The sequence below is a fragment of the Nocardia mexicana NBRC 108244 genome (assembly GCF_001613165.1).
GTDB classification, from domain to species: Bacteria; Actinomycetota; Actinomycetes; order Mycobacteriales; family Mycobacteriaceae; genus Nocardia; species Nocardia mexicana.
Genome location: NZ_BDBV01000081.1, coordinates 52256 through 77151, shown reverse-complemented (window position 1 = coordinate 77151; position 24896 = coordinate 52256). Strand labels below are relative to the sequence as shown.

The window sequence follows — 24896 nt, the reverse complement described above, 5'->3', positions numbered from 1 at the left end:
CTGACATCCGCCCACCCGGCGGTGTCCGGCAACGGATTCCGCTATTTGTCCTGGCCGATCGGCTTGCTGATCGCCCGCCATTCGCGCGCCCAGGCGAGGCTGTGGCGGAGACCGAATACCCGATGCGCGGACACGATCACCGCCGCGACGCCCAGCCAGCTCGACACCAGGACCCCCAACCCGGTGTTGACACCACGCGTCGTGGCCGCGCCGGGCGGCAGCGGTGGCGTGGTGCGGCTGCCGTCGGCGGCCAGCCACACCGGGACGGTGTCCCCGCGCCGGGAGTCGCGGGGCACTGTGATCGTTTCCTGACCGGATTGCCCGTTGTGGTTCCAGTGGACTGTTGCTTCGAACCAGCTGCTGGTCTGCCGCGCATACCGACCGGTGCCGCTCCGCTCGACCGGGTCGCCGGAAATGGTGGCCGCTACAGAGGTTTTCGCGGCATTCTCGGCGGCGATGCGCTCGACGGCCGACGAGTACCCGGCCGTGCCCGCGGCACCGGCCATCGGAACGGCCAGCAGCGCCGCCAGCAGGGCGAGCAGCCGGATCACCCCCTCGACCCGGTCCGCCACGCGCATGAGCGGATTGCCGATCCACGGTTGCGCGCGCCACATCCGCACCGCCACCGAGGGATATCGCGGCTGCACCATGACAGTCACCTTCTTCCGCACTCGGCGCACCAACCTCACGTCGCACCGAGATGCCGCGCGCCGAAGGGACTGCCGCCCAATGGGACCGGGTGATCCGACGCTCGGCAGAGTCCCTTTCGAGTTCGTCCATCCTCAGCGTTGCGCACCGGGGCCGGTCTCGGGACCGCCGGATGTCATCAACGCCGGGGTCGTCCGACAGCGACTCCGAGGCGCTCGGATTCACAGTCGGCCGCATGGCGCGGACAGAGCGCTGGAAACATTTGCGGTCCCGATTCTCGAGCGCATGTGTGTCGGGCTCGCCGCACGGGTCGAAGGTCCCGCACCTCACGGCGAAAGGTCACACGCCGACCGCGGCAGTCACCCGGAGGCTCGGCCGAGCATGTCCCGAAAGGCAACGGTGACAGGGACTTTCGCCCGGTGTGCCACGCCGGTGTGCCCGTTGATCATCGACGCATGTCATGGAGTACACGATGGCCGGGCGGAGCCGGGCGATGACCGCCGAGTATTCGATGTCCGGTCCGGCCGCATCCGCAGGCCGGGTGCCGCGACCCGTTGTCGGGGGACCATGTTCGGGCCGACGCGTCGCGCGGCCCCGCGACCGGGCGCGGGCCGGTGGCCGGTATGTGGTGGCCGACGTCGATCACCGTGTCCGGCTGCGGGGAACGGGGCGCTACTGGTTCGTACCGGTCACGCTCGGTGGGTTTCTCGGCGTTCTCGCACCGGTGGCAGGTGGTGTGCTGACCGCGGGCGCGGATCCGGCGGTCTCGGCCGCGGCGATACTGATCGGTGCGGCGGTCTACGGTGGCCTGCTCGGCGGGACACAGGCCGGAATTCTGCGATTGGTACTGCCGCGGTTGCGGATCCGGCGCTGGGCCACGGCGACAGCGGGCGGTACGACGGTGGTGGGGGCGGTGGCGGTGGTCTCCCTGTGGGCCGGTGGCGGGACCGTTGACTGGCCGACCTGGGTGCAGTTGCCGTCCACGGTCGTGGCCGGGCTGGTCATGGTGTTCGCGGTCGGCGTGGCGCAATGGACTGTGTTGCGGCACTTGACCGATCGTGCGGGCCTGTGGATCACCGCCAACGGCACCGGCTGGACCGCCGGTCTTGTCGGGTTCGCTGCGGGCGTCGCCGCGCTGTTCCAGCCGCAGCAATCCACCCCCGTGACGCTGGGTGTGTGCGCCGTCGCCGGGTTGGCGCCGGCCGCGGTCGTCGCGGCGGTGACGGGGGCCTTCCTGCCGTGTGTGCTCCACGACCGCTACCTGCGGTCGGGTTCTCGAGAGGGGTGATTGCGGTGTGGGTGTCGCGGAGACGAGCGCGGCATGCTGTGTGGGCACGATCCTGCTGCTGGGCGAGTGTGGTCGCGGTGCTGATTTCGGTGGTCGCCGCGAGCCCCGCCGCGGCGGCTCCGCCCGGCGTGCATGTGGTCGGCGAGGTTCCGCTCGGCGGTTTCGCCGAGCGGCTGGATGTGTATTCGCCCGCGATGAACCGGGTGGTGAGCAACCGTGTGATCCGGGCCGCCGATGGTCCGGCGCCGACGCTGTACCTGTTGACCGGTGCCGGTGGTGGCGAGGACGGGATCTCGTGGTGGGACGACACCGACGTGCGGGAGTTCTTCTCCGGCAAGCACATCAACGTGGTGATGCCGGTCGGAGGCGGATTCAGCATGTACACCGACTGGCTGGCCGACGACCCGGTACTGGGCCGCAATCGCTGGCAGACCTACCTCACCCGGGAACTGCCCGGGATCGTGGACTCGCATATGGGAGCGACCGGGCGAAACGCTGTCGCCGGGGTGTCGATGAGCGCGGCGTCCGCGCTCGACCTCGCGATCCAGGCGCCGGAGGTGTACGACGCGGTCGCGGCCTACAGCGGATGCCCGTGGGCGGCCGACCTTTTCGGCACAGTGATGGTCAGCGCTCAGGTGGCGCGCGGCGGCGGTAACCCGCTGAACATGTGGGGCGTGCCCGGCGACCGGATGTGGCGCGCGCATGACGCCTTCGCCCGTGCCGCGGCCTTGGGCGGCAAGACCGTCTACCTGTCGGCGGCGTCCGGGGTTCCGGGCGCGATCGACCGCGGCGGGGCGCCCGCACCGCCGGTCGAGGCGATCGCGAACGCCTGTACGTCCGCGTTCGCGGGCAGGCTCGCGCAACTCGGCATTGCCGCGAGGTATGTCGAGCGCCAGGCGGGTTCGCACACGTGGGGGCAGTTCGAAACGGATTTGCACGACTCCTGGCCGTATTTGGCCCGAGCCGTCGGGGCATGACGACGAGCTCATCCGGTAGACCCCTTGCCGCACACCGACACGGACGCCTCCACGCGGGGTCCAAGGTCACGATCTTCGGTGACCGCGTGCACTCACGACAGCGGCATGGATGGCGAATCGTGGGAGTCGGCTTCGAACCGGACGAGTTCCGTGGCGCGGAAGGAGATCTCATGCTGGATGTGTTCGTGCTTGTCGCCGCCGGGCTGTCGGTCGTCGCACCGACCTGGCTGATCACATCCCGGACCCGGCGATATCGTGCCGAGCAGGCCGAGCGTCGCCGCGCCGGCATCGCCCGGCATCCGTGCACCGTCACCGAGCCACCGGAACCGCCGGTCGTGGACGCCGACCTCGTCGTCGAGTGGCGGGATCCAGCGCGGATCCGGCCCGCACTCGAGACGGAGAACGCGCTGCTGGCCGCGCGGCTCGCCCACCGGATCACCGCGGCCGAATACCGCGAGTCCCTGGCGGAGCTGGCACGGCGATGCGAACCCCACGCGGAGTCGGGGAGCGAATAGCCGCGTGACCGGAGATCCGCTGACCATGTGGGCCAGCGGTGACCGCGCCCCGGGCGCGGAGGAACGGATCCGCACCGTGACCCGCCGAATGGTGCAGCGACAATCCGAGGAGGTCGGCGTGACCGACACGAAAGACACACTGCCGGAAACAATTGGGGACGATGCGATCTTGTGGCCGGACCCCAGCCCACTCAGCATGTGGTGGGAGACCGTCATGCGTGGCCGGGACGTCGACGCCACGCCGCCGCAGCGACCACACGACGACATCCCAGTCACCGATCCGGGAGTGAAACACCCGTGACGAACCGCCGGAGGCAGCGCTCGACCGTGTCGTGGGCTACGGCAGTGGTGCGGTCCAGATAAGGCGGGCGCCGGTGGGGTCGGTGTGGGCGATGTCGAAGTGTCCGCCGACTTGTTCGGCGCGGTGGGAGAGGTTGGTCAGGCCGCTGGGGGTGATGCCGCGGCCGTCGTCCTCGATGCAGACGGTCAACTCGTCCGCGACGGTGACGGTCACGGTGACGGTGGTGGCGCCGGAGTGACGGACGGTGTTGGAGACCGCTTCGCGGACAACGGCTTCGGCGTGATCGGCGAGTACGGGATCGATGACCGACAACGGGCCGGACACCCGCAGTTCGGTGGTGATCCCGGTGTCGGTGGTGGGTTGGTGCACGGCGTCGTGGAGGATTCACGTTCGCGATACGGGCTTTTCATCGTGCAGGGACGGGTCGCGCTGTCGCCTGCGGCGGCGAATTGGCGGCGGAGGCGCCCGCGCAGCCGCATGGCCGTCGTCCACCACATGCCCGTCGGCGTCAGCAACGCGGCCACGGTGAGAACGGCCGTGCTCACGAGAGTTTCTCCAGCAGCCGGTGCGGTTCGAACATCAGCACTCGGCGGATCTTGTCCTCCAGGTCGGTGATCGCCGCGAGCGCCGACCCGGCGTCACGACCGGTGAGCGTGGCGAACTCGGCACTGGAGGCGATGAACGCGCGCTCGGGTGGAGACCAGTGGGTGTCCCACTCGACCTCGAGCAGTCGGCGGTCGATATCACCGTCGCCGCCGCTGTTGCGGGCTGGATTCTTCATGGCGTTACTCTCCCCGACCACACCCGGCCGCCAAACCATCCAGATGACCCGAACGAGCAGGTCTTACGTCCTCTCCAGCGTCCGGCCCCACGTCGTGGGTGACCGTGTGCGACAGCGCCTGCGCCACGCGGGTACCGGCGCCGCAGACAGGCCCCTGTCGTGCTTTGCACGGATCTGCGTCGATCATCAAGGGCGACAGCCCAGCCGACCGTATCGGTCGCGGAAGATTCCGGATGGACGGTTCATGACACGACTCCAGGACACCGCGAACACCCCACCACGCACCAGAGACCTTCGTTCACCAGCCATCGCCCACGCGCCCCGGGGACCGGATATCCCAGACACCGTCCGCTCGGCCGCCACACCGGCGTCAGCGCACTGTCCGGTTCCGGCGGTGACGGTCCACCGCTCGACAGGCCAGCACACCGACGAGATACCCGGTCGACACCACAGTCAGCGCGAGCGCCGCACCGCTCAGCAGTCGCCGACCGGTCGCATGCTCGACGGGATCCGGCCCAGCCCCCGGCGGTCCCTCCGGCGCAGGCGACGGTTCCGGTTCCGCCGCGAATTCGACACCGGCGCTGGTGATCTCGATATCGTCCGGGGTCAGCCGCCACAGGCGGAAGTCTCCCGGTATCGACCGCAGCAGATCGACCTCGACCCCGAGCGGCGGCGGGTGCAGCACCACACGCACCGCATGCCCGCCACCGAACGGCCGGTCCGCAGGGGCGGTCGGAATCAGCAACTCGCCACCCGACGCCATCACGCAGATCATCGGCACCTGCGAACCGTCATCGGCGCACACATCACCGACATAGGCGGCCACACCCTGCTGACCCACACCGGGCGAGCCATCCGCGATACTCACCTCGCCCCCTCTCATTCCGGGAACCATTGACCCATACCATCATTCGCAGCTCGGAACCTCAGCCACCAGAGCCGTTCGGCACACCACGAACAGGCCCCCGGCCCTGCCGCCGCGCCCACGGACCGCGATACGGACGGCGGCATTCGGCACCGGTCGACCAAACGGATGCGACGCTGCGCGCCACGCGGGATGTGTCGGCCACCACCAGGAACCTTCGCCCCTACCTGCGGCCACTGGTCCATGGTGGGATGGTGAGCATAGGTAAATACATGCCGCCGCGACCATGCCGATATCGACGAGGCCGCTGCCGCCACCGAAGCCGGTCGAAGCCGATGAGCCCGCATCCGGCAGCGGCAAGAAGAGCCGCCAATTCAACTTCGCTGTGGATGTCGCCGCAGCCGAACCCGTTGTGCTGCAGGAGCACAACGCCTACACGTGGACCAACCTCACCGAGGAGCCACCGGTCACGGACGCGGTGAAGCAGGTACTGGCACGGTACCGGGAGAGCTGATCCATCCACTCTGAGCACCGCCGAAGGCGGACAGCTCACCATGCACTGAAGGGCTCGCCCTCCACAGGCCAGTTTGCCTTGGGCCGCAATCGGACACCCGTGACGAACAGTGCGTCGCATCGAGCCATCACGCAGTGGCCGTCACCGGTGAGCGATTGCGGCTCGTGGTGCATCCGATCACCGGCGACGGCTCGTATCCGAGACGGTGCTCGTGATCTCCGAGCACCGTTGAGTATTCAGCGCAACCGGGCGACCGGTTTGCTGGCATGACCGACGTCACACCCATGAGGTGGATGATGGCCGTCGTAGTTGTCAATCCGAACCATGCAGGAGGAGACGGTTGTGCCCCGGCAATCAGTGAGACGTTTTGTAGTTCAGTAAGATTCATTCCGTCCAGCCGCTGCGGTTCATGCGTTGGAAGTAGGCGTCGTCGGCGGCTTCGGCTTCGTCGTCCGACAGTGGCCGTCGCGGCGGGTCCGGCGTGTGCTGTTTGCCTTGTAGCTGGTTGAGCTGTTCGCGGATACGTGGATCGGCTTTGCGGGTGAGGCGTTTGACCTTGTTTCTGGCGTCGGTGCGGGCGTGGCGGTGGCAGTCGAGGAGTGCGGTGGTGAGCTGGCTGCTTGTCCAGCGCATGGCGCCGGGCGCAATCTGCAGGCTGGTGATATCGCCGTCGGCGTTCACCTCGACGTTGATGCCGCGCAGCTCACCGCGCCCGCGCACCTCGCCGACGGCATTGGCCAGTTGCTGGCTGTTGCGGCGGATCTCGGCGAGCTCGTGCTGGAGCTGTTGCTCCCATTCTGGGATGGTGGTCATCGTGGCCGGTCGCTCCACTCACTGGTCGGGGGTAAACTCTACGGTCCAGTCGCCGTTCAGCTCCGCTCGCAAGCGGTCAGCGAGGCGCTGGCCGTCTTCCCAGAACAGGCGTTCTGCGGTGGGTGAACTGAATTGCGGGTTACCGGGATCGTTGTCCAGATCGTAGGTTGCATCCCATCGGTCGGACCATTTGATCAAAGCTTCTGCGAGGGCGTCGGATACACCGACGGACTCGGGTGACACATTGTCGTAGATGCCGTCCTTGTAGATCCACGTGGGATACATTTGAATTTCTGGCCGTAGCTTGAGGCGATGCATGATTCTCCTATGATACCGGGTTGGCGCCGACGATGTATCCGTTGTTCGAGACCGTGACGGCGACCCGGAGTTTGGTCCCGTTGTGCATGATTTCGTAGATCGGCCGGTCTTTGCCGGATACCCCTACCTTTTCACCTTCGGTCGCGGCTTCATGACCAGCTCGGAAACTTCGTTCTCGGGTATGCCTTTGTTCGCGAAATCGTCGCCGTGGGAGAGTATGTGCTGCAGCCCGGCCCGGGAGTTGCCCTGTTCAAGGAACACGACTTTCCCGTCGCTGTCGCGGCCGATCTGCACGATCTTGTCGCGGTCGAATTTGATGCCTTGGCTTTCGAGTTCCTGGATCAGTTGCTCCCGCTCGGCGGCACTGGTCGCGGGCCCTTTCTTCGGTGCGGGCGGTCCGCCGCGGTGCGGTGAGAGCTTCGTTCTAGCGGCCTCGACCCATTTGCGAACCTTTTCCAGGAGCGGTTTCAGTCGCTCGGCGAGAGGTTTGAGTGCGCCGACGACGATCTTCGCGACTTTCGCGGCGAGTTCGGTGATTATCGTGGCGATGCGGCGGGCCCGCATGGCGATCCGGCCTGCCAAGGCCGAGTTGCCGACCCATTCGGACAAAGAGCCGGTGAACGGTATCAAGACCGCGAAAGCGGCCTCCGCGGCCGCGGTTTCGATGGCGAAGTCTTTGAGTTCGGCGAGGATCTTGTGATGGGCGTCGTCGAGGTGGGTTGCGTACTCGCCGCACGAGTCGCCGAGGGCCTGGCAGGCGTCGGCCAGCGCGGTGAAATCGGCCTGCCGTTCCTGGCACGTGGAGACCGCGATCTCGATCTCCGGCGACTGCTGGTTGGTGAGCAGTTCAACGGCTCGCGGTGTGAGACCAGCGATGGTCCGGTAATCAGCGGCCGCGGTGTGCCACGCCGTCTTGACCGCGTTCAATTGGTCCTGATGCCCATTCGGCCACCCGAGGCCCACCGCGTCCTTGATGAACGACCATCCGAAGGGCTCCGGAATCCCGTCTCCCGCTGCCGACGGCGCGGTCTCCGGGAGGCACGGGTCCCACGACAGTGGTGGCGGGGGTGGCGGGGGCAGGTTACGGCGGTCGGCGGAGATCTCGGCGACCTGATGGTTGTGGGCGCCGACCAGGATCAGGTCCCGGGTTTGGCCGCACGCGGTCGCCAGTCTCGACGAGGTGGAGATCGCCAGCTGTGCGGCCTCGTCGTATCCGGCCGCCCACTGCGCGCCGACGCTGTCGCTGCCCGCCATCCCCGCATACGCCATCAGCACAGCGACCAGCGACGAATGCGTGGTCACCGAATCGGTGGACATTTGCCCGAAAACCTCACCGGCCGAGTGATATTCCTCGGCGCGGTGCACAATCACCGGAACCGTCGGCGCAGTCATGGCTCTCAATCCCGATTGTCAACGCGACTGTGCCGAGCGCGCACAGCGTCGTTGGCGGGTGAGATCGGCATCGTGCCAAAGATAGCGAAGGATCCGGCGTCGATCCGGGCCAATCCGTGCCTTGACGGTGCCTAGAGGGATCGGATCGGGCGGAGAGTAATGGCGCTCGGGCGTTCTGCCGGATCGAGGTGTTACTCGCAACGATGGTGGAGTGTCAGCGGCCAGTTGGAGTTCCACTGGCGGCCGCTTAGCGGGGGAACTATCTGGCTGCTGCTGCAGCCCAACTGCAACGAGGCGCGGGCTCGGAAGACTGCGGTATGCGGCAGAAGAGGACGTTCGTCGAACGCCCCTAACCCAAATAGAAACGCTCGTCAGTGGCGTCAAATTTGCCGCTACCAGTTGCCCGGGGCTCGCTCTCCGGCGTCAGGCGTCACCGCTAGCTGACGTCAGAATTCACCAGCGTGGGCGAGGGGTACGGTCGGCTCGTTACGTCTGCGCCTGCTGTAGCAGCTGCTCCAGTTCTTTTCGGACTTGCTTCAACGGTGCGGTGTCGCGCTGGGCGCGAGACAGCACGACGGCTCCCTGGATCGAGGAGACCACCATGGTGGCAAGGGCGGGGGTCCGTGATTTCGCGATCCCCGCGCGTTCCAACTCCGCGCAGATCAGCTCTTGCCAGGTGTGAAATATGGCGTGCGCCTGCGGGACCAGCTCGGGGTCGACAGTGCTGCCACCGATCGCCGCGGACGTGATCGGGCAGCTCGCGGCGAAGTCCTTGTGGGTCAAGATACGGATCCAGTAGTCGACGATGTGCGCGATTCCGGCGGCCGGATCACCGGTGAAGCCCTGCGCGATCGCGGTGTTCATCATGACGCCCGCGAGGTCGAGCGCCTCGGTAATCAATTGCGAACGCCCCTCAGGGAAGTGGTAGTACACCGAGCCGCGCGGGGCCCCGCTGCGCGCGACGACCTCGTCGATGGTGATGGCCGCCGCGCTCTGCTCCGACATCAGCTCGACCGCCGCAAGCAGCATCCGCTGCTTGGAGGAGGGCTTTTTCGCGCGGGTCGATGTGCTTGGATCAGCCGTCTCGTGGTCTGCGGCGGGCATCTCCTACCTCCGTCACTTCCAAGACTAGACTCTATACTATACCGTATATTCACGGCCGGCGGGATGGGCGGTGATGAGGCGTTGGGGTCTGACATATGCCCCCGACCAAGCCGACACACATTGCTCGAGCCGCATCGAAGCCTGCGGGCAACGGCGGCCCGAGTGCGCTGTCCTGCGCGCGAGACCAGTCATCGAGAAGGGCTATCGCATGTCCACCACAGTCGACCTGCCGTTCGACACACTCGGCCTTTCTCAGCAGGGGCGGGTCCTCACAGTCGTGTTCCGAAGCCCGCCACACAATTTCGTCACCTTCGCCTTCATCCGGGAATGGGATGTGCTGACCCGCGCCGTGGATCGTGACGGGTCGATCGGCGCGGTCGTCGTCACCGCCGAGCCGGGCCTGCCGTTCATGACACACGTCGATCCCGAGGACGTGGGCGACGCGATTCGCCTGCCGATCTCCTCGCTACGCGCGGAGCTGCTGTATCCGGGATGGAAACTGGCCCGAATGTTGCTGCGGCTGCCAGCCGTGCCGTCGTTGACGCGCAGGTTCGGCGGGCCGGTGGGGCGGGCGCTGGTCTTCGGATCGCAGTGGCGGCGCAGTCTGCTTCGGATGAGTCGATCGAGCACCGTGTACCTCGCGGCGATCAACGGTCACGCGGTCGCCGGCGGGTGCGAGTTCGCGCTGGGATGCGATATCCGCTACGCCTGCGATGCCCCGGATGTGCGGTTCGGCCAGATCGAGATACTGGCCGGGGTCGTGCCGGGTGGCGGCGGTGCGCTACGCCTGCCTCGAATGATCGGCACCGCACGGGCATTGGAGCACATGCTCGACGGTGCGCCGATCACCGCCGCACAAGCGCTGGAATGGGGTGTGGTGAGCAAGGTACTGCCCGCGCAGGATCTTGTTGCCGCCACACAGGCCACCGCCGCGCGGCTGGCCCAGCGCTCGCCGCGTGCGATTCGCGCGATCAAACAGCTGACACATGGGAGCACGAGCCAATCGTTGAGTACCGGACTCGATCGCGCGATGGCCGCCTTCGGTGCGGCGGCGGTGAGCCGTCCGGTCAAGGCCACCCTGCCGGCGTTGCTCGCCGACATCGCCGAGACCGGCAGCACACCGCTCAGCGCAGGCGAACAACGCTGGGTGCAGGGCACGCGCGTCGATCACACCGACCACGAACCCAGCGGAAGGTAGACCGTGCCCGTGACGAGACGAACGACAGCGGTACCGAGGGCGCTGATCGCCATGCTTGACCGGTACGACCTGCGACTGCGCTGGACGCATCTGTGCGATGCGTTGATCAGGCCGTATCTCTACGCGTACGGCGTCGGGTTCGCCTGCTTCTGGACCTGGGGTCTGATCGTCTCGGCGACCGGTGCGCATGTCCCGCTGTGGATGAACGAGTTCTTTCTCTGGAATCACGGTCACAATCGAGATCCGGCTGCCGCGATGTTCTCGGTGGTCGGCCTCGTCTGGATGGTCTTCCTGCTGCGCGGGGTCAAGAATCTGGCCCAGAACCATCTGCTGGTGGATTTCACGATCGCCGCGAGCTGTGCGCACTTCGCTCTGATGACGATCATGTCCACCTACATGCCCGATCATCGCGCGCACCTGTACAAGGACACGCTGATGGGCTGGGTGGTGACGCTACCGCTGGTGGTGATCTGGCTGACGGTGCGAAAAGAATATGTCGCCTTCTATGAAACAGTCTCCTGGGCAATCGCATTCGAATCGGACTCGGCAGCGGGGCGGCAGCCCTGACAACCGCCGACCGAGCGGACTCGCGCTGGGCTTCGCCGTCAAGGCCTGACGCTAGCGGCGGTGAGCGCGGCTTCGGCGACGACGACGAAAGCCGAACCAGGGCGTCACGATCCTGAAAAGCAATCCTGTAATCGGCATGTGCGAGCGTTGGAAGACGGTGTTGGCCAACCATTCTGGATGATTGGTCAACGTGCGCACAGCGGCAGGAGGGTGCATCCCGGCGGACCGAACTTACACTGAGCGATGATCGACTGCGTGGGCGGACTTCTGGTTTTGGTGAACGGGCTACCCGGCTCGGGCAAGACGACGCTGGGGGCGTCGCTGGCACGGTCGTTGAACGCGTGGTTCTTGTCCAAAGACGCCGTCAAGGAAGCCCTCGCCGGTAGCCTCGAAAACGTCAGTGACCTACCGGAATTGGGTGGTATCGCGATGGATGCGGTCTGGGCGCTGGCCGCCCGATCGCCAGCCGCTGTAGTCATCGACTCGTGGTGGTTCAAGCCGCGGGATCTGGCGTTCGCACGCGCCGGCATCGAAAGGGTCGGTGCTCGCCACACTGTGGAGGTGTGGTGCAACCTTCCCTCGGAGGTCGCACGATCCCGATACGCCGGTCGGCAACGAGCGGCGATCTATCGAGACCAGCAACGCTTGGTCGAGAACTGGGACCATTGGGCGGCTCACGCCGCACCACTCGGTCTCGCTCCCACCCTCCTGGTCGACACCACCCGGACAGTTGATCCCGCGGTCCTTGCGCAACGGATCCAGGCGATTACCGACTCCTCGGCGGAGCATTGACTCCTCGCCCGGGGCCTTCGGCCAGCACGATCAGCGGCAATAGCGTGCGTTCGTCGGATCTTCTGGTTGGCAATACGGTCCAATTGGTGGATGACCTCGAACTCCGATCGGTATCTGCTGAGCAACGGGACAGACGATCGTGTGACGTTGTTCCACGACGGCAGGGTGAAAGTGTGGTCTCGATTCCACCTGTGGGAGATCATCGAATCTGGTCGGCACAATGCGCTGGGTGAGTTCGTACGGCTCGCAGCGGGACGCATTCTACAGGTCCAGGGACCGTCTGGCGCGCGGCAAAAGCCGACCTTCGTTGCATCGATAGATCCGACGCTTGGTGACCGCGATGCGGCGACCGTCGCCGGGGACAACGGAACCTTCGTGACCTTCCACCACGACGGCTCGATCACTGTAGGCAATGATTGTCGAGACATCGAGGAGACCGTCAACCTCGGCCGCGAAGGACTCGCTGGCTCCGAGTCTGGACGCGGCGGTTCCGTGATGGTCTTCTTTGCAGGAAGCTACCGTCCCAAAACCCCTCGTCGCTGCGACCACGAGGTACAGATCCCGGAGATCAGGCCGCAGCCCCGCCGTCGATACCCAGACGAGTACGAGATCCGCGAAGGCAAGATCGGGCCGAGGTGAAGCTCGGACGTAAGTCAGCTCAATGACGAAGGAAGCAACAACCCGGCCACGAACTGCTAACGGCGCATCCAACGGGTGGCCAATTTAGCGAATCTTCTGCAAACTCATTGATAAGGGTATGAAAAGAGTAAATGCGCCCATATCAGAGACTATCGGCAGAGGCAGAAAACACCTTGAGAATCAACAGTCTTGAAATCGACGGACAGTTCGTCACCTATAACGAAGCTCCGGACTGGGCTCGTGAGGCAGTACAGGGCTTGCATACAGGCGAAGTGGTCACGGTTGAGCGAGGGGGAAAGCTCGTCACCGTGAAGGTGGTGGGCTCCACGCAAGCGACATGGGTAGAGAATCGCTAGCTTTCCCTCACTACAGCGTGGAACCACACCGCTGACCACGGTCAGAGCTGGCCAGGGACGAATCGTCGCGTCTCGATGTCAGCAACCACCCCGATGACTGTGTTCGGGGAACTTCGCGGGAGCGTCCGACGTGCCCGAATGTGGGCGCTTACGAACCGTGCGCTCAGCGGCAGAATAGTGCGTTCTGGTTCGGGAATCGTGTCGACTGGCGAGCAGGGCCGTCGAGAGGGTTCTCGCTGGTTTTTTTGGGGAAAGAGGCGCTTATTGGACGTCGACACAGAGTGCCCCGGTTGGAGGAACCGGAGCACTCTGCCGTGGCCAGAGCCAACTGCTCAGAAGTGGGTCCTGCACTCGCCGCCGCGTACCTTCAGCCAGCCGCCATCGCGTTCTACCAGCCCATAACGGCATTTACGGTCCGACCATGGCGCCTGCAGTCTGAGGCGCACATCCTCTACCTCTCCCTGGGTCGGTGAGTCGTACCGAGCCTCGCAGTAGGTGGCAAGTACCGTGAATGGAGGGGTGTCCGGGGCCTCCGGATTGAACTTCTCGCAGGAGTACTCGATCGGCATTTCGCGATTTCCCGGTTGGGCTTGCGCAGCCGGGATGGGCGCCCAGCCGACCATACAGATCATTCCCGCTGCCACACTGGCGAATACGCGACTACAAGAACGGCGCACCGAGACCTCCTCACATCAGGTAAGAGCCTCGGCCGGGGCGGCCGGGCCCGATGTGCACGTACCCCTCGCACCGTAGAAGACGACGATGTCATGGTCCTGCACCAGCGGATAGCTCGGTGTTTCTTCGCGGCCGGGGCGCGCCCCACCGCGTGCTGCCCCTGCGCTCGCTCTGTCCGGGCCTGAGACATCACAGCTAGCGGCCGCGGCGCGGCGAGACGGCCTCTGGACCGAGTGGTGTGAGGGCCGTGATTACGGCCGCTGGATACCTGAATCGCTTCATTCCTCCGGATCGACAGCGGCAATCAAATCCAGAGCAAAGCACTCATCGAGGCGCTCATCGCAGAAGTTACCGTCGCCGCACCCGACCGACTGGTCCCAGTGTTTCGCATCCCCGACACATCGAACCATAGGCCGAACACCGCTGGAAACGGGAAAACCGCCCCCAAGGGGGCGGTTCTTATACCGACTAAATCGGTGGAGCTAAGGGGACTCGAACCCCTGACCCCCACACTGCCAGTGTGGTGCGCTACCAGCTGCGCCATAGCCCCGTGTTCAGTTTTCGGCCGCCGGGGTGTTCCCCTCCGGCCTCAACGAAGTTACACCACGCCTGCTCATGGGACCAAATCGCCTGGGTTTGCGGGCTGGTGGAACTGATGTTCGAAGAGTAGGCTCGAACACATGTTCGACAGCGGGGAGCTTCAGACGATGAGTGATGAGGGGCTGATCGATGCACTGCGGCGGGCACACGGGGCGGCGGCGTTTGCGCAGGCGGCAGAGGTGCTGGCGGTGCGCGAACTGTATCGGCGGCAGCGCGAGGCGGAGCAGGAGCAGGGCGGCGGACCGTGCAGCGGTGAGTTCACGGCAACCGAGGCCGCAGTGGCGGTACAGATCTCGGAACAGGTGGCGGCGGCACTGATCGATATCGGGCTGGCGCTGGATGTGCTGCCGCGGACACGGGCGGCGTTCGCCTCGGGCCGGATAGACCTGGCGCGGGTGCAGGTGATCGCCGACAACACCCGCGATATGCCCGCCGAACTGCTGGAGGAACTGGAGCAGAAGCTCATCGAGGCGGCCGCGCGGTCGGCACCCGCCCGGCTGCGGCAGATCGCCCGGCGATGGGTGGCGAAGCTGGACCCGGAGGGCGAGCAGCGGCGCCGCGAACGACGCGAGGGCGACCGGGACGTGCGCATCAAGGCCGTGCAGGACGGCATGGCTGTGTTCGACGGCCTGCTGCCCGCCGCGGGCGCACAGACCGTGGCCATGCGGTTGCGAGAGATGAGCCTGCGGGTGTGCGAGGCCGATCCGCGCACCATGCCGCAGCGGCGCGCGGATGCGCTCGTCGCCCTGGCCGACGGCACGGGCGTACTGCGCTGTGCGTGCGGCCGCCGGAAGTGCCCGGCCGAGCCTTCCACTACCGCGACGCCGCGCCGTCCGCTGATCCAAATCGGCGTCCCCGCCGACACGCTGCTCGGCGGCGGGAACCATCCGGCCCTCCTGGCGGGCTACGGCCCGCTCGATGCCGATCTCGCCCGCAGAATCGCCGAACACGCACAGTTCCAAGTGATTCCGGAACGCACCGACGACCCGACCACCACGGAGGAGGCGATGCGCGAGGAGCCGGCGGCGTGGCTGGATCGCGAAATCCGCGCCCTCGACGGTTTGTGCCGATTCCCCGGCTGCGCGATGCCCGCGGCGGAATCGGCACTCGACCACACTGAGCCGTTCGACACCGCACATCCGGGCCGCGGCGGCGCGACGGTGATGGCGAACCTGGCGGTGTTGTGCCCCCGTCACCACCGCCTGAAGTCGCTGGCGGACAAGGGAAGACAGCGCTGGGACGTGCGCCGTACCCACGGCGACAGGCTGCAGTGGACCAGCCCTGCGGGCGACATCCACACCACCGTCCGCGAGGGCTCCCGATACCTGTTCCCGCACACCGACGACGAGGCCCCCGACCTCGAATGGCCCTCCCCCACAACACCTGTGGACCTGCCCCACCCGGCCTCGGCCGATCTCACCTACCCGTTCGAACACGCCCTCGCGCACGAGCACCTGTCCACCGTGCCACCCGAGGACGATCTGCCCGTTCGCACCGAAAAGGCAAGCCACTGAACACTATTGACCGGGTATGCCCTGCCCACCACCGACCCACGAGGACACGGCACGTCATGGAACCCCCGGACCCGCCTCCGGCTCCCACGATCATCGACGTCGGGGTGGAACGCGAGCGCATAGCGGCCCTGGAGCAGATTCGCCGGCGGCTGGAATCCGAACTCGACAAGGCCGATGCCGGATGCGGTTACGCGGCGATGGCCCGGCAACTACGCGACACGGTCAACGCGATCGCCGACGCGCGTAACCGCATCTACGAAACCCTGCTCGGCGACGAACCCGAGGAAGACGAACTAGAGCCACCCGATGTGGAGCCACCCAACCTCGAGTAACCCCACACACAACCTGCAGCCTGCAGCAGGTACTCGGGGACCCGCCCCGGGCGGTATGGGGATCCCGCCCGGGGCAACGGGTCGCAAGGCCGGTCATGCGCTCCCGGCCATCCACTCCCGGACAAGCGCTCCCGGACAACGCTCTCAGAAAACTCAGCTAGCCCGCGATCTTGGCAACCCACTCCTGATCGTTGACGTCGACCTCGTTCGGACCGTCGAACACCGTCGGCGTGCCGACCTTCCCGCCCAGCGCGGACTTCAGCGCCGTCAGCGCGGCCTCGGCGTGATTGCGCGCCGAATCGACCCGCTGCCCCTTCGCGATGCACTGCAGCACGGATTCGGGCGCACCGGCCTCCTTGGCGATCGCCGACAGCTCGTCATTGCTGAGGTCGCCGCCGTTCTCACTGGGCTGCTTCGTGGTGAACAGCAGCGCGTGGAACTTCGAGTACACCGGCCCGTCGCCCGCGTCGGCGACGCATTCGTTGGCGGCCACCGCACGTGTCGAGTAGTCCTTGCTGCCCGACTTCGAATCCAGGAAGTTCACCAGCCGGTATCGGACGGCCAGCTTGCCCTCGTCGATCTTGTGCGCGATCTCCTGGCCGTAGATGTGCTCGAGCGACCCGCACGCCGGGCACATCGGATCCTCGTAGATATCGATGGTCTTGGCGGCGTTGGGTTTACCGAGCACGATCGCCCCGTCGGAATCCAGCAGGGCGTGCACGGCCGGATCGTGCACGGGGCCGTATCCTTCGTCGCGCACCGATAGGCTGTTGTCGCTGTTCCAGCGCACGAACAGCACCACCATCACCGCGATCACCACCAGCGCGACCGCGCCTAGGGCATAGCTGGTGCGGCTGTTCATCGGTCGCGGCGTGTACTTCGGTCCGGAGGAGTTCACGCGTCCACTCTGCCAAAGCGGAGGCCGCGACCCGAATCGAACGCGTGTCGACACGGCCGCAATGACCCATTTGCGACGCCGGAGGTCAGCGCGACCCGGTGCCCTCGCCCGCGGGGACGGCATCCGCCACGGCCCGCCGCCGCATCGGCTCGGGCACCAACGCCCACCCGGCCGCGGCCACGACCAGCAGCGCACCGGTCACCGCCAGCCCGAACCCGAACGAGATCCGTTGCGCGAGGGCGCCCACCACCACCGGCCCGAGCACGGTGCCGAGGTCGGCGGCCATCTGAAATCCGGCCAGCACCGGTCCGCCGCGCCGATTCGGCCCGATGATATCGGCGACGGTCGCCTGCTGGGACGGCGTGAACATCCCCGACCCGAGCCCGGCGACGAACGACGCCACGAGCAGCCAGCCGAGATTCGGCGACAAGCCGAGCCCGATCGTGCCGAGCGCGCACACCAGCGTGCCCACGATGAGGAAGGGCTTGCGCCCCAACCGATCCGACAGTCGCCCGGACATGAACAGCACGCCGGCGTTCCCGGCCGCGAACGCCGTCAGCACGATGCCTGCCGCACCCCCGGACTCGCCGAGCACCTCGACCACGAGCAGCGGCACCAGTGCCATCCGCACCCCGAATACGGCCGCACCGTTGGCGAAGTTGGACCACAGCACCGCCCAGTAGGCGGGCCGCCCGAGCGCCTGCCGGAAGCTCATGACGCGCACCTCGCCCGGGGCCTCCGGCGCCGCGAGCGTCGAATCGCGCAGGCTCCAGTACACGACGGCGCTGGCGATCAGCAGCGCAACGGCGTAGATCACGAACGGCATCCGCAGCCCGAGCCCGGCCAGGAGCCCGCCGATCAGGGGTCCGCCGAGCGATCCGAGGAGGAAGCTGGTGGACCAAAGCCCCGAGATCCGGCCGCGCTCACCGGCCGGGGACATGCGGATCACGAGACCCAGCGAGGACACCGTGAACATGGTCGATCCGATGCCGCCGAGCGCCCGCAGCACGATCAACTGCCAGTAGCCCTGGGCCAGGGCGCACGCGCCGGTCGACAACGCCACGATCAGCAGCCCGCCCAGATACACCCACCGCTCCCCCAGCCGCTGCACCAGGCGCCCGCTGACCGGCGCGAACAGCAGCCGCATCAGGGCGAAGGCGCTGACGATCGCCGAGGCCGCCGCCACGCCGACCCCGAAGCTGCGCGCGTACTGCGGCAGCACCGGCGCCACCAGCCCGTAGCCGAGGGCGATGATGAACGCCGCGCCGATCAGCACCCAGATCTCGACGGGCAACCGCCCCGGTCTACTTCCGCTCACCCGCTGCACCCGTCCTGCACGACTCACCACAACATATTCCGCCGGGGAGAACTTCCCGGACCGATGAATTCTCCTAGCTCGTCCGGTCATAACTGATACGGACCCTTACCGAGGGAGGATTCATCATGCCCATGCATGCAGTCGGCACCCGCGAGCAGTGGCGATCGGCCTACGAGAAGCTGCGCGCGGAGGAGAAGGACCTCACCCGCCGCACCGACGAGATAGCCCGGGAGCGGCAGGCGATGCCCTGGGTGCCGATCACGAAGAAGTACCGCTTCCAGACCAACGCGGGCGAGAAGACCCTGGCGGAACTGTTCGACGGGCGCTCACAGCTGATCATCCGGCATTTCATGCACGGCCCGAAGACGCCGGAGGGCTGCCCCGGATGCACCTTCGAAACCGATAATCTCGTGGGCGCGGTGCCGCATCTGGCCCATCGCGATGTCACGTTCATCCTGGCCTCGCGCTCCCCGCTGAATGTGCTCAACGACTACAAGAAGCGCTTCGGCTGGGACATCGAATGGGTGTCGATGGGCGACAACGGATTCAACGAGGACTTCTACGAGTACATGCACATCCCCACGCCGCGCCGCGATCAGCCGGGCGGGGGCAGCATGCTCGACGTCATGGAGTTGATGGCGCTGAGCAGCTTCGCGCTACAGGGCGGCGTCGTCTACCACACCTATTCGACCTACGACCGGGGCACCGACGCGCTCAACGCCACCTGGCAGTTGCTCGATCGGGCTCCGCGCGGCCGCGGCACCGAGTTCGACGGCTGGCCCCGCAAGCGCGACGAATACTGATCGGCAAGGGGGCGCTCGGTTCAGGGGGATGGCTAGGCGGAGCTTGCGGAGCCGGGGTGGGTGAACTCAGCCCAGCGCCCGGCCGACGACTTCCTCCGCGGCCGCCTGCACCTGCGCCAAATGCTCGGACCCCTCGAAGGATTCGGCGTAGATCTTGTATTTGTCCTCGGTGCCGGACGGCCGCGCCGCGAACCAGGCGTTCTCGGTGGTCACCTTCACCCCGCCGAGCGCCGCGCCGTTGCCGCGGGCGCGGGTCTGGATGCCGGTGATGGCCTCGCCCGCGACCTCGGTGGCGGTGATGTCGTCGGGCGTCAGCGCCGCCAGCCGGGACTTCTGCGCGGCGGTGGCGTTGGCGTCGATGCGGGCGTAAGACGGGCTGCCGTAACGCTTTTCGAGCTCGGCGTAGCGGGCCGAGGGGCTCTGCCCGGTGACGGCGGTGATCTCGGCGGCCAGCAACGCCAGCAGGATGCCGTCCTTGTCGGTGGTCCACACCGTGCCGTCGTGCCGCAGGAAGGAGGCGCCGGCGCTCTCCTCGCCGCCGAAAGCCAAAGAGCCACTGAACAATCCGGGCACGAACCATTTGAATCCGACCGGCACCTCGTGCACCTGCCGGCCCAGCACGCTGACCACCCGGTCGATCATCGAGGAGGTCACCACGGTTTTGCCGATCTTGGTCAGCGCATCCCAGCTCATCCGGTTCGCGATCAGGTATTCGATCGCGACGGCCAGGAAGTGGTTCGGATTCATCAGTCCCGCATCGGGGGTCACCACGCCGTGGCGGTCGGCGTCGGCGTCGTTGCCGGTGGAGACGTCGTAATCGTCGCGGATGGCCACCAGCGAGGCCATCGCGTATCGCGAGGACGGGTCCATGCGGATCTTGCCGTCGCTGTCGAGGGTCATGAAGCGCCAGGTGGGATCGACGAACGGGTTGACGACCTCGAGTTCCAGGTCGTACCGCTGCCCGATCTCCTCCCAGTAGTCGACGCTGGCCCCGCCCATCGGATCCGCGCCGAGCCGAATTCCGGCGCCGCGCACGGCATCCAGGTTCAGCACGTTCGGCAGGTCGGCGATGTAGTGGTCGAGATAGTCGTAGCGTTCGACGCTGGTGTCGAGGGCGTGCTGCAGGGTGGTGCGCTTGACCCCGGCGAGACCGCCGCGCAGCAGCTCGTTGGCGCGGTCGGCGATCGCGTCGGTGGCGACCGTATCGGCCGGGCCGCCGTGCGGCGGGTTGTATTTGAAGCCGCCGTCGCGCGGTGGATTGTGCGACGGGGTCACCACGATGCCGTCGGCCTGGTGGCGGGTGCCGCCCCGATTGTGCCGCAGCACGGCATGACTCAGCGCCGGAGTGGGCGTGTAGCGGCCGCGCGCGTCGACGATGGCGGTGACCTCGTTGGCGGCCAGCACCTCGAGCGCCGTCGACCACGCGGGCTCCGACAGCGCGTGGGTGTCGCGGGCCAGATATACCGGCCCGGTGATGCCGCGCGTGGCGCGATACTCGACGATGGCCTGCGTGATCGCCAGGATGTGTGCCTCGTTGAAGGCGCAGTCCAGGCTCGAGCCGCGATGCCCGGAGGTGCCGAACTGCACCAGTTGCGACGGCTCCGAGGGGTCGGGGATGCGGCTGTAATAGGCCGTGACCAGATGCGGAAGGTCTACCAGATCAGTGGCCCGCGCCGGTCGCCCGGCTCGATCATGGGCCATGGTCGGGCCTCCCTTCCGTATCGGTGCCGTCCGGCTGGGGCTGGTCATCACGATCACGACGGTCCCCGCTGCCCGTCCAGGGGGTTTACCGTATCGAACGCCACCGACACGTCCGCTACCTGCATCATCGGCGCACCCCGGAGTCCCACACCTGCACCGGCGACAGCGCCGCCGTCCCGGTGTCGAACAGTTCGGCGTTGGCGGCGACGAAATCCCGCAGCAGTTCGGCGTCGTCGACGACCATCACCATCACCGGCAGGTTCTCGGCCAGGTCGAGCATGCGGGTGGTGTGGATCCGGGAGGACACGCCGTACCCCTCCACGCCGCGCCACACGCTGGCACCGGCGAGTCCGGCATCGCGGGCCCGGCGCACGATCTCGTGATAGCGGGGCCGATGCTTCCAGTGGTCGTCCTCGCCCAGCAGCACCGTCAGCCGGGCCGCCGGCCGCCACCGCGGATCGGGCTGCCACGCGTCGGCTTCCGTGACGATCTGCACCACCGGATCCATCGGTGCCTCACTCATCACCTGCCCCCAATCGTCGTGCCGTTCCGTTGTCCATCCTGCCGCGCCGACCCACGACACGACCGCACCCAGCGCAACCACCATCCCCCGCGGGTCCGCGTAGACCGCCTCCCCGGCGCACCCGATTCGGGCAGTTTACGAACCTCGCCGGTCTCGATCGGCGAGTGGTGAAACCACCCAGCACACTGCCGCCGCGCGGCGGCCGCCACCTGCACACCGCCCGCCCGGCGGCACCGTGCAGCAACGCAGCGACGAGCACCGACGCTTCGGCAGCGTTCGCCGCAAGAGTGGTCCAGAGTATCGGATTCGCTTGTGGCGGGCAAAGACTCGTACCACCGAACATGGACGCACCCGGGGTGCCCACCGGGCGCACCGGCGGCTCCCTCCGCGTGGGCGCCGGTTCGCGAATCCACCTGGTAACCCTCCTGCCCGAGACCGATACCTGTCGAGCCATGCTAACTGCCAGCGATCGCGCAGCAGTCGGCGCGCGGCCGCCGTACCGGTCACCACCGGATATCCCCTCGGGGACCGGCGCGGGCCGTCGAGCATCGGGCCGTGCGGCCGCGAGCCGACCAACGGCATCGGCATCCGGCGGCGATGCGGGGACCGCATCGGTCCGGCGCAACAGATCGAGACCGGCGAACCGGCGCGGCACCCTGAAGGATGCCCCGTCGGCTGCTGTAATAACCCTGCCCGGTGCGCTAGCCAATCATTTGCCAGTCGTCACCGGGCGGCCATCGCACACCTCCGGCGTACCGGCTCGCTGTCGCCGACGAACACGATGGCCGAGCACGACATCCGGCTGCACTCGATCAGCGCCGCCGGGTCGGCACCGGCCACTCGCCCGCCGATCCAGCGCCGGGATATCAGGAGCGAAAATGGCGGTAGTGCGGGTTTCGCGGCAGAGTCGGCCGGGACTGCGCGTGACGGCACCGTCCCCCGGCGGAAGTTCCGAGCCGACGGCGTGGCAGCGGCCGGTTCGCGGACCACGCCGGACCTCCGCCGATGGGCCTTGGCACCCGGCCGCGCGAACGTGGCTCCGCACGGCGCGCGAGGCGGTCCGCGACCCCTTGCGGCGTCCGCGTGTCGACATGGGCCTGCCGGGCCGGAACAGGCACCCGTCCTTGCTCGGCCGCCCCGCAATGGCTGTGGCGGCGATGATTTCGATACTGACGACCGGATCGCTCGCTCCCCCGGCCCAGGCGGCGGTGTTCCCGATCCCCGACCCGGACGCCTTCTACTGGGCCCCGCCGAATATCGCGGACTATCGGCCGGGCGATGTGGTGCGCAGCCGCACCGTGGCCGCACCCGGATTCCCGGGCGCCACCGCGTGGCAGCTGGTCTACCGCTCGTCGAACTCCGCCGACGCGCCCATCGCCGCCGTGACGACGGTGCTGGTGCCCGGCGGGGTCGGTAACCGGCCGCTGGTGTCGTACCAGCCGTTCGTGAACTCGCTCGGCCTGCACTGCGCGCCGTCGCACAGCCTGTTCGACGGCGGGCTGCGGGAGTCGGCGGCGCTGAATCTGCTGCTGGCCCGCGGCTGGGCGGTGGCCGTGCCCGACCATCTCGGCCCCGCCAGTTCCTACGGCGCGGCGCGGCTCGGCGGACGGCTCACCCTGGACGGCGTCCGTGCGGCGAAACGGTTCGCCCCCACGGGGCTGGCCGACAGTCCGGTGGGATTGGCCGGATACTCCGGCGGCGGCATGGCCACCGGATTCGCGGCCGCGCTCGCCCCCGAATACGCACCGGAGCTGCCTATCGTCGGCGCCGCCATGGGCGGGGTGCCGGTGAATATCGGCAAGCTGGCCCTGGACGTGGGGGCGACGCCGAATCCGTTGTTCGGCTTGGGATTCGCCGCCGCGGTCGGGCTCGAACGCGAGTACCCGGACGTGATGTCGCTGGACGCCCGGATGACCCCGGCGGGCCACGACCTGCGCGGCCGGATCGCCAACGCCTGCACCGACGAGATCATCGGGGCCGCCGCCAACCGCAGCTTCGCCGAGTACTTCACCGGCGGGGTCGACGACGTCAGCGGCGCGCAGATCCGCGTCCTGCACGAGAACAGCCTGGAGACGTTCGCCGGGGCGCCCCGCGTTCCCGTGTACCAGTGGCACGGCGGTGCGGACGTTGTGAACCCTTGGCTCGCACGCGATGTCGCGGGCCGCTACTGCGCCTCGGGCACGCCGGTGCTGTTCGAGATCATCCCGGGGGCGGATCACGGTGCCGCCATCGCACCGGGATCCGCCAACGCCTTCGGATACCTCGGCGACCGCTTCGCGGGGCTCGCGCCTCCGAACAACTGCTGAGGGCGGGCTTCCCGCGAGTCCCGGCGGGCCGGTACGTCGGCGCCGCGACGAGCCACTGCCGAATCGACCGGAAGCCTCCCACGCCGCCTATCTTATCGTTGTGTAACGCGCCGCTGAATGTCGGTACGTTCCATCCTGGTATCGTGTGCCCCGTGCGCGCGGTGGTGATCGGGTCCGGAATCGTCGGCCTGTCAACGGCATTCGAGCTGCTACGCCGCGGCTGCGAGGTCGTGGTCGTGAGCGCGGACGAGGTGCGGTCGACGACATCGTTTCTCGCCGCGGCGGTGTGGTTCCCGACCGCGGCCGGGCCCGCCGATCGCGTATCCGCCTGGAGCGCCGAGACCTTCACCCAGCTGGAACGGCTCGCCCGGGACGAGGTGCCGGGCGCTCGGATGTGTAAGTCGCTCACGGTATATCGGGACGAACCGGAGATCCCGGCCTGGGCCGGAACCGTCGGAGAGTTCCGGCGCGCCCGGGCGGACGAACTCCCGCCGCACTACCGGTCCGGGTTCCGGTTCACCGTCCCCCTGATCGAGATGCCGGTCTTCCTGCCGTGGCTGGAGTCTCAGGTCCGCCGGGGCGGCGCGCGGTGGGTGCGGCGCACCATCCGGAAACTGGACGAACTCGACGACCTGGCACCCGATGTCATAGTCAACTGCGCGGGCCTGCGCGCCGGACTGCTGGCGGATGACGCGAACGTCCACCCGATTCGCGGTCAGATCGTGCGCGTCGCCAATCCGGGCATCTCGATGTCGGTACGCGATGAGGCGCACCCTCTCGGCCGCGCCTACGTCCATCCCCGTGCCGACGACTGCATTCTCGGCGGCTCGCTGGAGGTCGGCGCGTGGGATCGCACCCCCGATCCGCAACTGACACAGTCGATCCTGCGCCGCTGCCGCGACCTCGTACCGCGACTGGCCGACAGCACGGTGCTCGAGACACTGGTCGGTCTCCGGCCGGGTCGCGCCGAAGTCCGCCTCGAACTCGACGACACCGGTTCAGCGCCGATCCCCGTGATCCACAACTACGGCCACGGCGGCTCCGGCGTCACTATCGGCTACGGCTGCGCGCGCGAGGTGGCTGCGCTCGTCGAGAGTCTGTGAGCAGGTCGGTACCACGAATAGACGGCCTTGCGAAACATCTCCGCCCGAAAGCGCT

At 67.4% G+C, this 24896-nt stretch carries 26 protein-coding genes and 1 tRNA gene; 14 read left to right on the top strand and 13 right to left on the bottom strand.

Going from position 1 to position 24896, the window contains the following annotated elements:
* Positions 1-41: 41 nt before the first annotated feature.
* Positions 42-650: an Rv1733c family protein gene (locus NM1_RS30480; RefSeq protein ID WP_147289160.1), complete on the bottom strand. Its 609-nt coding sequence runs from the start codon at positions 648-650 to the stop codon at positions 42-44.
* 470 nt (positions 651-1120) lie between these two features.
* Between NM1_RS30480 and NM1_RS44245 the strand changes: the two genes are divergently transcribed.
* From NM1_RS44245 to NM1_RS30460, 4 genes are all read left to right on the top strand, one after another.
* Positions 1121-1936, top strand: coding sequence for a hypothetical protein (locus NM1_RS44245; protein ID WP_147289159.1), 816 nt, complete (start codon positions 1121-1123; stop codon positions 1934-1936).
* Between the two features lie 68 nt (positions 1937-2004).
* Positions 2005-2913, top strand: coding sequence for an alpha/beta hydrolase (locus tag NM1_RS30470; protein WP_373864078.1), 909 nt, complete (start codon positions 2005-2007; stop codon positions 2911-2913).
* A 170-nt stretch (positions 2914-3083) separates the two neighbouring features.
* Positions 3084-3428 carry a hypothetical protein gene (locus tag NM1_RS30465; RefSeq protein WP_068027680.1) on the top strand — a complete coding sequence of 115 codons (345 nt, stop codon included), beginning with the start codon at positions 3084-3086 and terminating at the stop codon, positions 3426-3428.
* Between the two features lie 4 nt (positions 3429-3432).
* Positions 3433-3729, top strand: a complete 297-nt coding sequence (locus NM1_RS30460; RefSeq protein WP_068027677.1) for a hypothetical protein — start codon at positions 3433-3435, stop codon at positions 3727-3729.
* Between the two features lie 36 nt (positions 3730-3765).
* Here the strand turns inward: NM1_RS30460 and NM1_RS30455 are convergent, their stop codons facing one another.
* The 3 genes from NM1_RS30455 to NM1_RS30445 form a co-directional block, all read right to left on the bottom strand.
* Positions 3766-4098 (bottom strand): sensor histidine kinase, encoded by a 333-nt coding sequence (locus tag NM1_RS30455; protein ID WP_068027675.1) that lies wholly within the window; start codon positions 4096-4098, stop codon positions 3766-3768.
* A 172-nt stretch (positions 4099-4270) separates the two neighbouring features.
* Positions 4271-4510: a hypothetical protein gene (locus tag NM1_RS30450; RefSeq protein ID WP_068027673.1), complete on the bottom strand. Its 240-nt coding sequence runs from the start codon at positions 4508-4510 to the stop codon at positions 4271-4273.
* Positions 4511-4880: 370 nt separating this feature from the next.
* A complete protein-coding gene (locus NM1_RS30445; protein ID WP_147289158.1) occupies positions 4881-5378 on the bottom strand; it encodes a hypothetical protein in 498 nt (165 codons plus the stop codon).
* Positions 5379-5661: 283 nt separating this feature from the next.
* Between NM1_RS30445 and NM1_RS30440 the strand changes: the two genes are divergently transcribed.
* Positions 5662-5889: a hypothetical protein gene (locus NM1_RS30440; protein ID WP_211339581.1), complete on the top strand. Its 228-nt coding sequence runs from the start codon at positions 5662-5664 to the stop codon at positions 5887-5889.
* Positions 5890-6273: 384 nt separating this feature from the next.
* Here NM1_RS30440 and NM1_RS30435 read toward each other — a convergent pair whose 3' ends face one another.
* From NM1_RS30435 to NM1_RS30420, 4 genes are all read right to left on the bottom strand, one after another.
* Complete coding sequence (locus NM1_RS30435) at positions 6274-6702, bottom strand: YbaB/EbfC family nucleoid-associated protein (RefSeq protein WP_068027760.1); 429 nt, start codon at positions 6700-6702, stop codon at positions 6274-6276.
* Between the two features lie 18 nt (positions 6703-6720).
* Positions 6721-7020 carry an immunity protein CdiI family protein gene (locus NM1_RS30430; protein WP_147289157.1) on the bottom strand — a complete coding sequence of 100 codons (300 nt, stop codon included), beginning with the start codon at positions 7018-7020 and terminating at the stop codon, positions 6721-6723.
* Between the two features lie 123 nt (positions 7021-7143).
* Complete coding sequence (locus NM1_RS43625) at positions 7144-8337, bottom strand: WXG100-like domain-containing protein (RefSeq protein WP_211339579.1); 1194 nt, start codon at positions 8335-8337, stop codon at positions 7144-7146.
* A 561-nt stretch (positions 8338-8898) separates the two neighbouring features.
* Complete coding sequence (locus NM1_RS30420; RefSeq protein WP_084520186.1) at positions 8899-9516, bottom strand: TetR/AcrR family transcriptional regulator; 618 nt, start codon at positions 9514-9516, stop codon at positions 8899-8901.
* Between the two features lie 208 nt (positions 9517-9724).
* Here NM1_RS30420 and NM1_RS30415 point away from each other — a divergent pair, with 208 nt between their 5' ends.
* The 4 genes from NM1_RS30415 (at position 9725) to NM1_RS30400 (ending at position 12712) form a co-directional block, all read left to right on the top strand.
* Positions 9725-10714, top strand: coding sequence for an enoyl-CoA hydratase/isomerase family protein (locus NM1_RS30415; protein WP_068027661.1), 990 nt, complete (start codon positions 9725-9727; stop codon positions 10712-10714).
* A gap of 9 nt (positions 10715-10723) precedes the next feature.
* Positions 10724-11281 carry a hypothetical protein gene (locus tag NM1_RS30410; protein WP_147289156.1) on the top strand — a complete coding sequence of 186 codons (558 nt, stop codon included), beginning with the start codon at positions 10724-10726 and terminating at the stop codon, positions 11279-11281.
* 255 nt (positions 11282-11536) lie between these two features.
* On the top strand, positions 11537-12073 hold the full coding sequence (locus NM1_RS30405) for a P-loop nucleotide/nucleoside kinase family protein (protein ID WP_170176893.1): 537 nt from the start codon (positions 11537-11539) through the stop codon (positions 12071-12073).
* 90 nt (positions 12074-12163) lie between these two features.
* On the top strand, positions 12164-12712 hold the full coding sequence (locus NM1_RS30400; protein WP_114699871.1) for a hypothetical protein: 549 nt from the start codon (positions 12164-12166) through the stop codon (positions 12710-12712).
* Between the two features lie 1508 nt (positions 12713-14220).
* Here the strand turns inward: NM1_RS30400 and NM1_RS30395 are convergent.
* A tRNA-Ala gene (locus NM1_RS30395) sits at positions 14221-14293 on the bottom strand.
* A 157-nt stretch (positions 14294-14450) separates the two neighbouring features.
* Between NM1_RS30395 and NM1_RS30390 the strand changes: the two genes are divergently transcribed.
* Together NM1_RS30390 and NM1_RS30385 are read left to right on the top strand one after the other, a co-directional pair.
* Complete coding sequence (locus NM1_RS30390) at positions 14451-15857, top strand: HNH endonuclease signature motif containing protein (protein ID WP_169814345.1); 1407 nt, start codon at positions 14451-14453, stop codon at positions 15855-15857.
* Between the two features lie 56 nt (positions 15858-15913).
* A complete protein-coding gene (locus NM1_RS30385; RefSeq protein ID WP_068027643.1) occupies positions 15914-16189 on the top strand; it encodes a hypothetical protein in 276 nt (91 codons plus the stop codon).
* A 157-nt stretch (positions 16190-16346) separates the two neighbouring features.
* Here the strand turns inward: NM1_RS30385 and NM1_RS30380 are convergent, their stop codons facing one another.
* Positions 16347-17087, bottom strand: a complete 741-nt coding sequence (locus NM1_RS30380; protein ID WP_307719343.1) for a DsbA family protein — start codon at positions 17085-17087, stop codon at positions 16347-16349.
* Between the two features lie 85 nt (positions 17088-17172).
* Positions 17173-18432, bottom strand: coding sequence for an MFS transporter (locus tag NM1_RS30375; protein WP_246011735.1), 1260 nt, complete (start codon positions 18430-18432; stop codon positions 17173-17175).
* Positions 18433-18530: 98 nt separating this feature from the next.
* On the opposite strand from NM1_RS30375, the gene NM1_RS30370 reads away from it, so the two are divergent.
* Positions 18531-19208, top strand: coding sequence for a DUF899 domain-containing protein (locus NM1_RS30370; RefSeq protein WP_068027635.1), 678 nt, complete (start codon positions 18531-18533; stop codon positions 19206-19208).
* A 66-nt stretch (positions 19209-19274) separates the two neighbouring features.
* Here the strand turns inward: NM1_RS30370 and pgm are convergent, their stop codons facing one another.
* Together pgm and NM1_RS30360 are read right to left on the bottom strand one after the other, a co-directional pair.
* Positions 19275-20909: a phosphoglucomutase (alpha-D-glucose-1,6-bisphosphate-dependent) gene (gene pgm, locus NM1_RS30365; protein WP_068027632.1), complete on the bottom strand. Its 1635-nt coding sequence runs from the start codon at positions 20907-20909 to the stop codon at positions 19275-19277.
* 124 nt (positions 20910-21033) lie between these two features.
* Positions 21034-21432 carry a DUF190 domain-containing protein gene (locus tag NM1_RS30360; RefSeq protein WP_246011733.1) on the bottom strand — a complete coding sequence of 133 codons (399 nt, stop codon included), beginning with the start codon at positions 21430-21432 and terminating at the stop codon, positions 21034-21036.
* 1157 nt (positions 21433-22589) lie between these two features.
* Between NM1_RS30360 and NM1_RS30355 the strand changes: the two genes are divergently transcribed.
* Together NM1_RS30355 and NM1_RS30350 are read left to right on the top strand one after the other, a co-directional pair.
* Positions 22590-23738 (top strand): lipase family protein, encoded by a 1149-nt coding sequence (locus NM1_RS30355; RefSeq protein ID WP_246011731.1) that lies wholly within the window; start codon positions 22590-22592, stop codon positions 23736-23738.
* 152 nt (positions 23739-23890) lie between these two features.
* A complete protein-coding gene (locus NM1_RS30350; protein ID WP_068027626.1) occupies positions 23891-24841 on the top strand; it encodes an FAD-dependent oxidoreductase in 951 nt (316 codons plus the stop codon).
* Positions 24842-24896 lie beyond the last annotated feature (55 nt).

Bases quoted from the DNA above. Each gene is read 5' to 3' on its own strand.
- NM1_RS30420 (WP_084520186.1), bottom strand. From the start codon at position 9,516: ATGCCCGCCGCAGACCACGAGACGGCTGATCCAAGCACATCGACCCGC.
- NM1_RS30385 (WP_068027643.1), top strand. From the start codon at position 15,914: ATGGAACCCCCGGACCCGCCTCCGGCTCCCACGATCATCGACGTCGGG.
- NM1_RS30355 (WP_246011731.1), top strand. From the start codon at position 22,590: ATGATTTCGATACTGACGACCGGATCGCTCGCTCCCCCGGCCCAGGCG.
- NM1_RS44245 (WP_147289159.1), top strand. From the start codon at position 1,121: ATGGCCGGGCGGAGCCGGGCGATGACCGCCGAGTATTCGATGTCCGGT.
- NM1_RS30480 (WP_147289160.1), bottom strand. From the start codon at position 650: ATGGTGCAGCCGCGATATCCCTCGGTGGCGGTGCGGATGTGGCGCGCG.
- NM1_RS43625 (WP_211339579.1), bottom strand. From the start codon at position 8,337: ATGTCCACCGATTCGGTGACCACGCATTCGTCGCTGGTCGCTGTGCTG.
- NM1_RS30440 (WP_211339581.1), top strand. From the start codon at position 5,662: ATGCCGATATCGACGAGGCCGCTGCCGCCACCGAAGCCGGTCGAAGCC.
- NM1_RS30400 (WP_114699871.1), top strand. From the start codon at position 12,164: ATGACCTCGAACTCCGATCGGTATCTGCTGAGCAACGGGACAGACGAT.
- pgm (WP_068027632.1), bottom strand. From the start codon at position 20,909: ATGGCCCATGATCGAGCCGGGCGACCGGCGCGGGCCACTGATCTGGTA.
- NM1_RS30430 (WP_147289157.1), bottom strand. From the start codon at position 7,020: ATGCATCGCCTCAAGCTACGGCCAGAAATTCAAATGTATCCCACGTGG.
- NM1_RS30450 (WP_068027673.1), bottom strand. From the start codon at position 4,510: ATGAAGAATCCAGCCCGCAACAGCGGCGGCGACGGTGATATCGACCGC.
- NM1_RS30465 (WP_068027680.1), top strand. From the start codon at position 3,084: ATGCTGGATGTGTTCGTGCTTGTCGCCGCCGGGCTGTCGGTCGTCGCA.
- NM1_RS30360 (WP_246011733.1), bottom strand. From the start codon at position 21,432: ATGAGTGAGGCACCGATGGATCCGGTGGTGCAGATCGTCACGGAAGCC.
- NM1_RS30390 (WP_169814345.1), top strand. From the start codon at position 14,451: ATGAGTGATGAGGGGCTGATCGATGCACTGCGGCGGGCACACGGGGCG.
- NM1_RS30370 (WP_068027635.1), top strand. From the start codon at position 18,531: ATGCCCATGCATGCAGTCGGCACCCGCGAGCAGTGGCGATCGGCCTAC.
- NM1_RS30435 (WP_068027760.1), bottom strand. From the start codon at position 6,702: ATGACCACCATCCCAGAATGGGAGCAACAGCTCCAGCACGAGCTCGCC.
- NM1_RS30415 (WP_068027661.1), top strand. From the start codon at position 9,725: ATGTCCACCACAGTCGACCTGCCGTTCGACACACTCGGCCTTTCTCAG.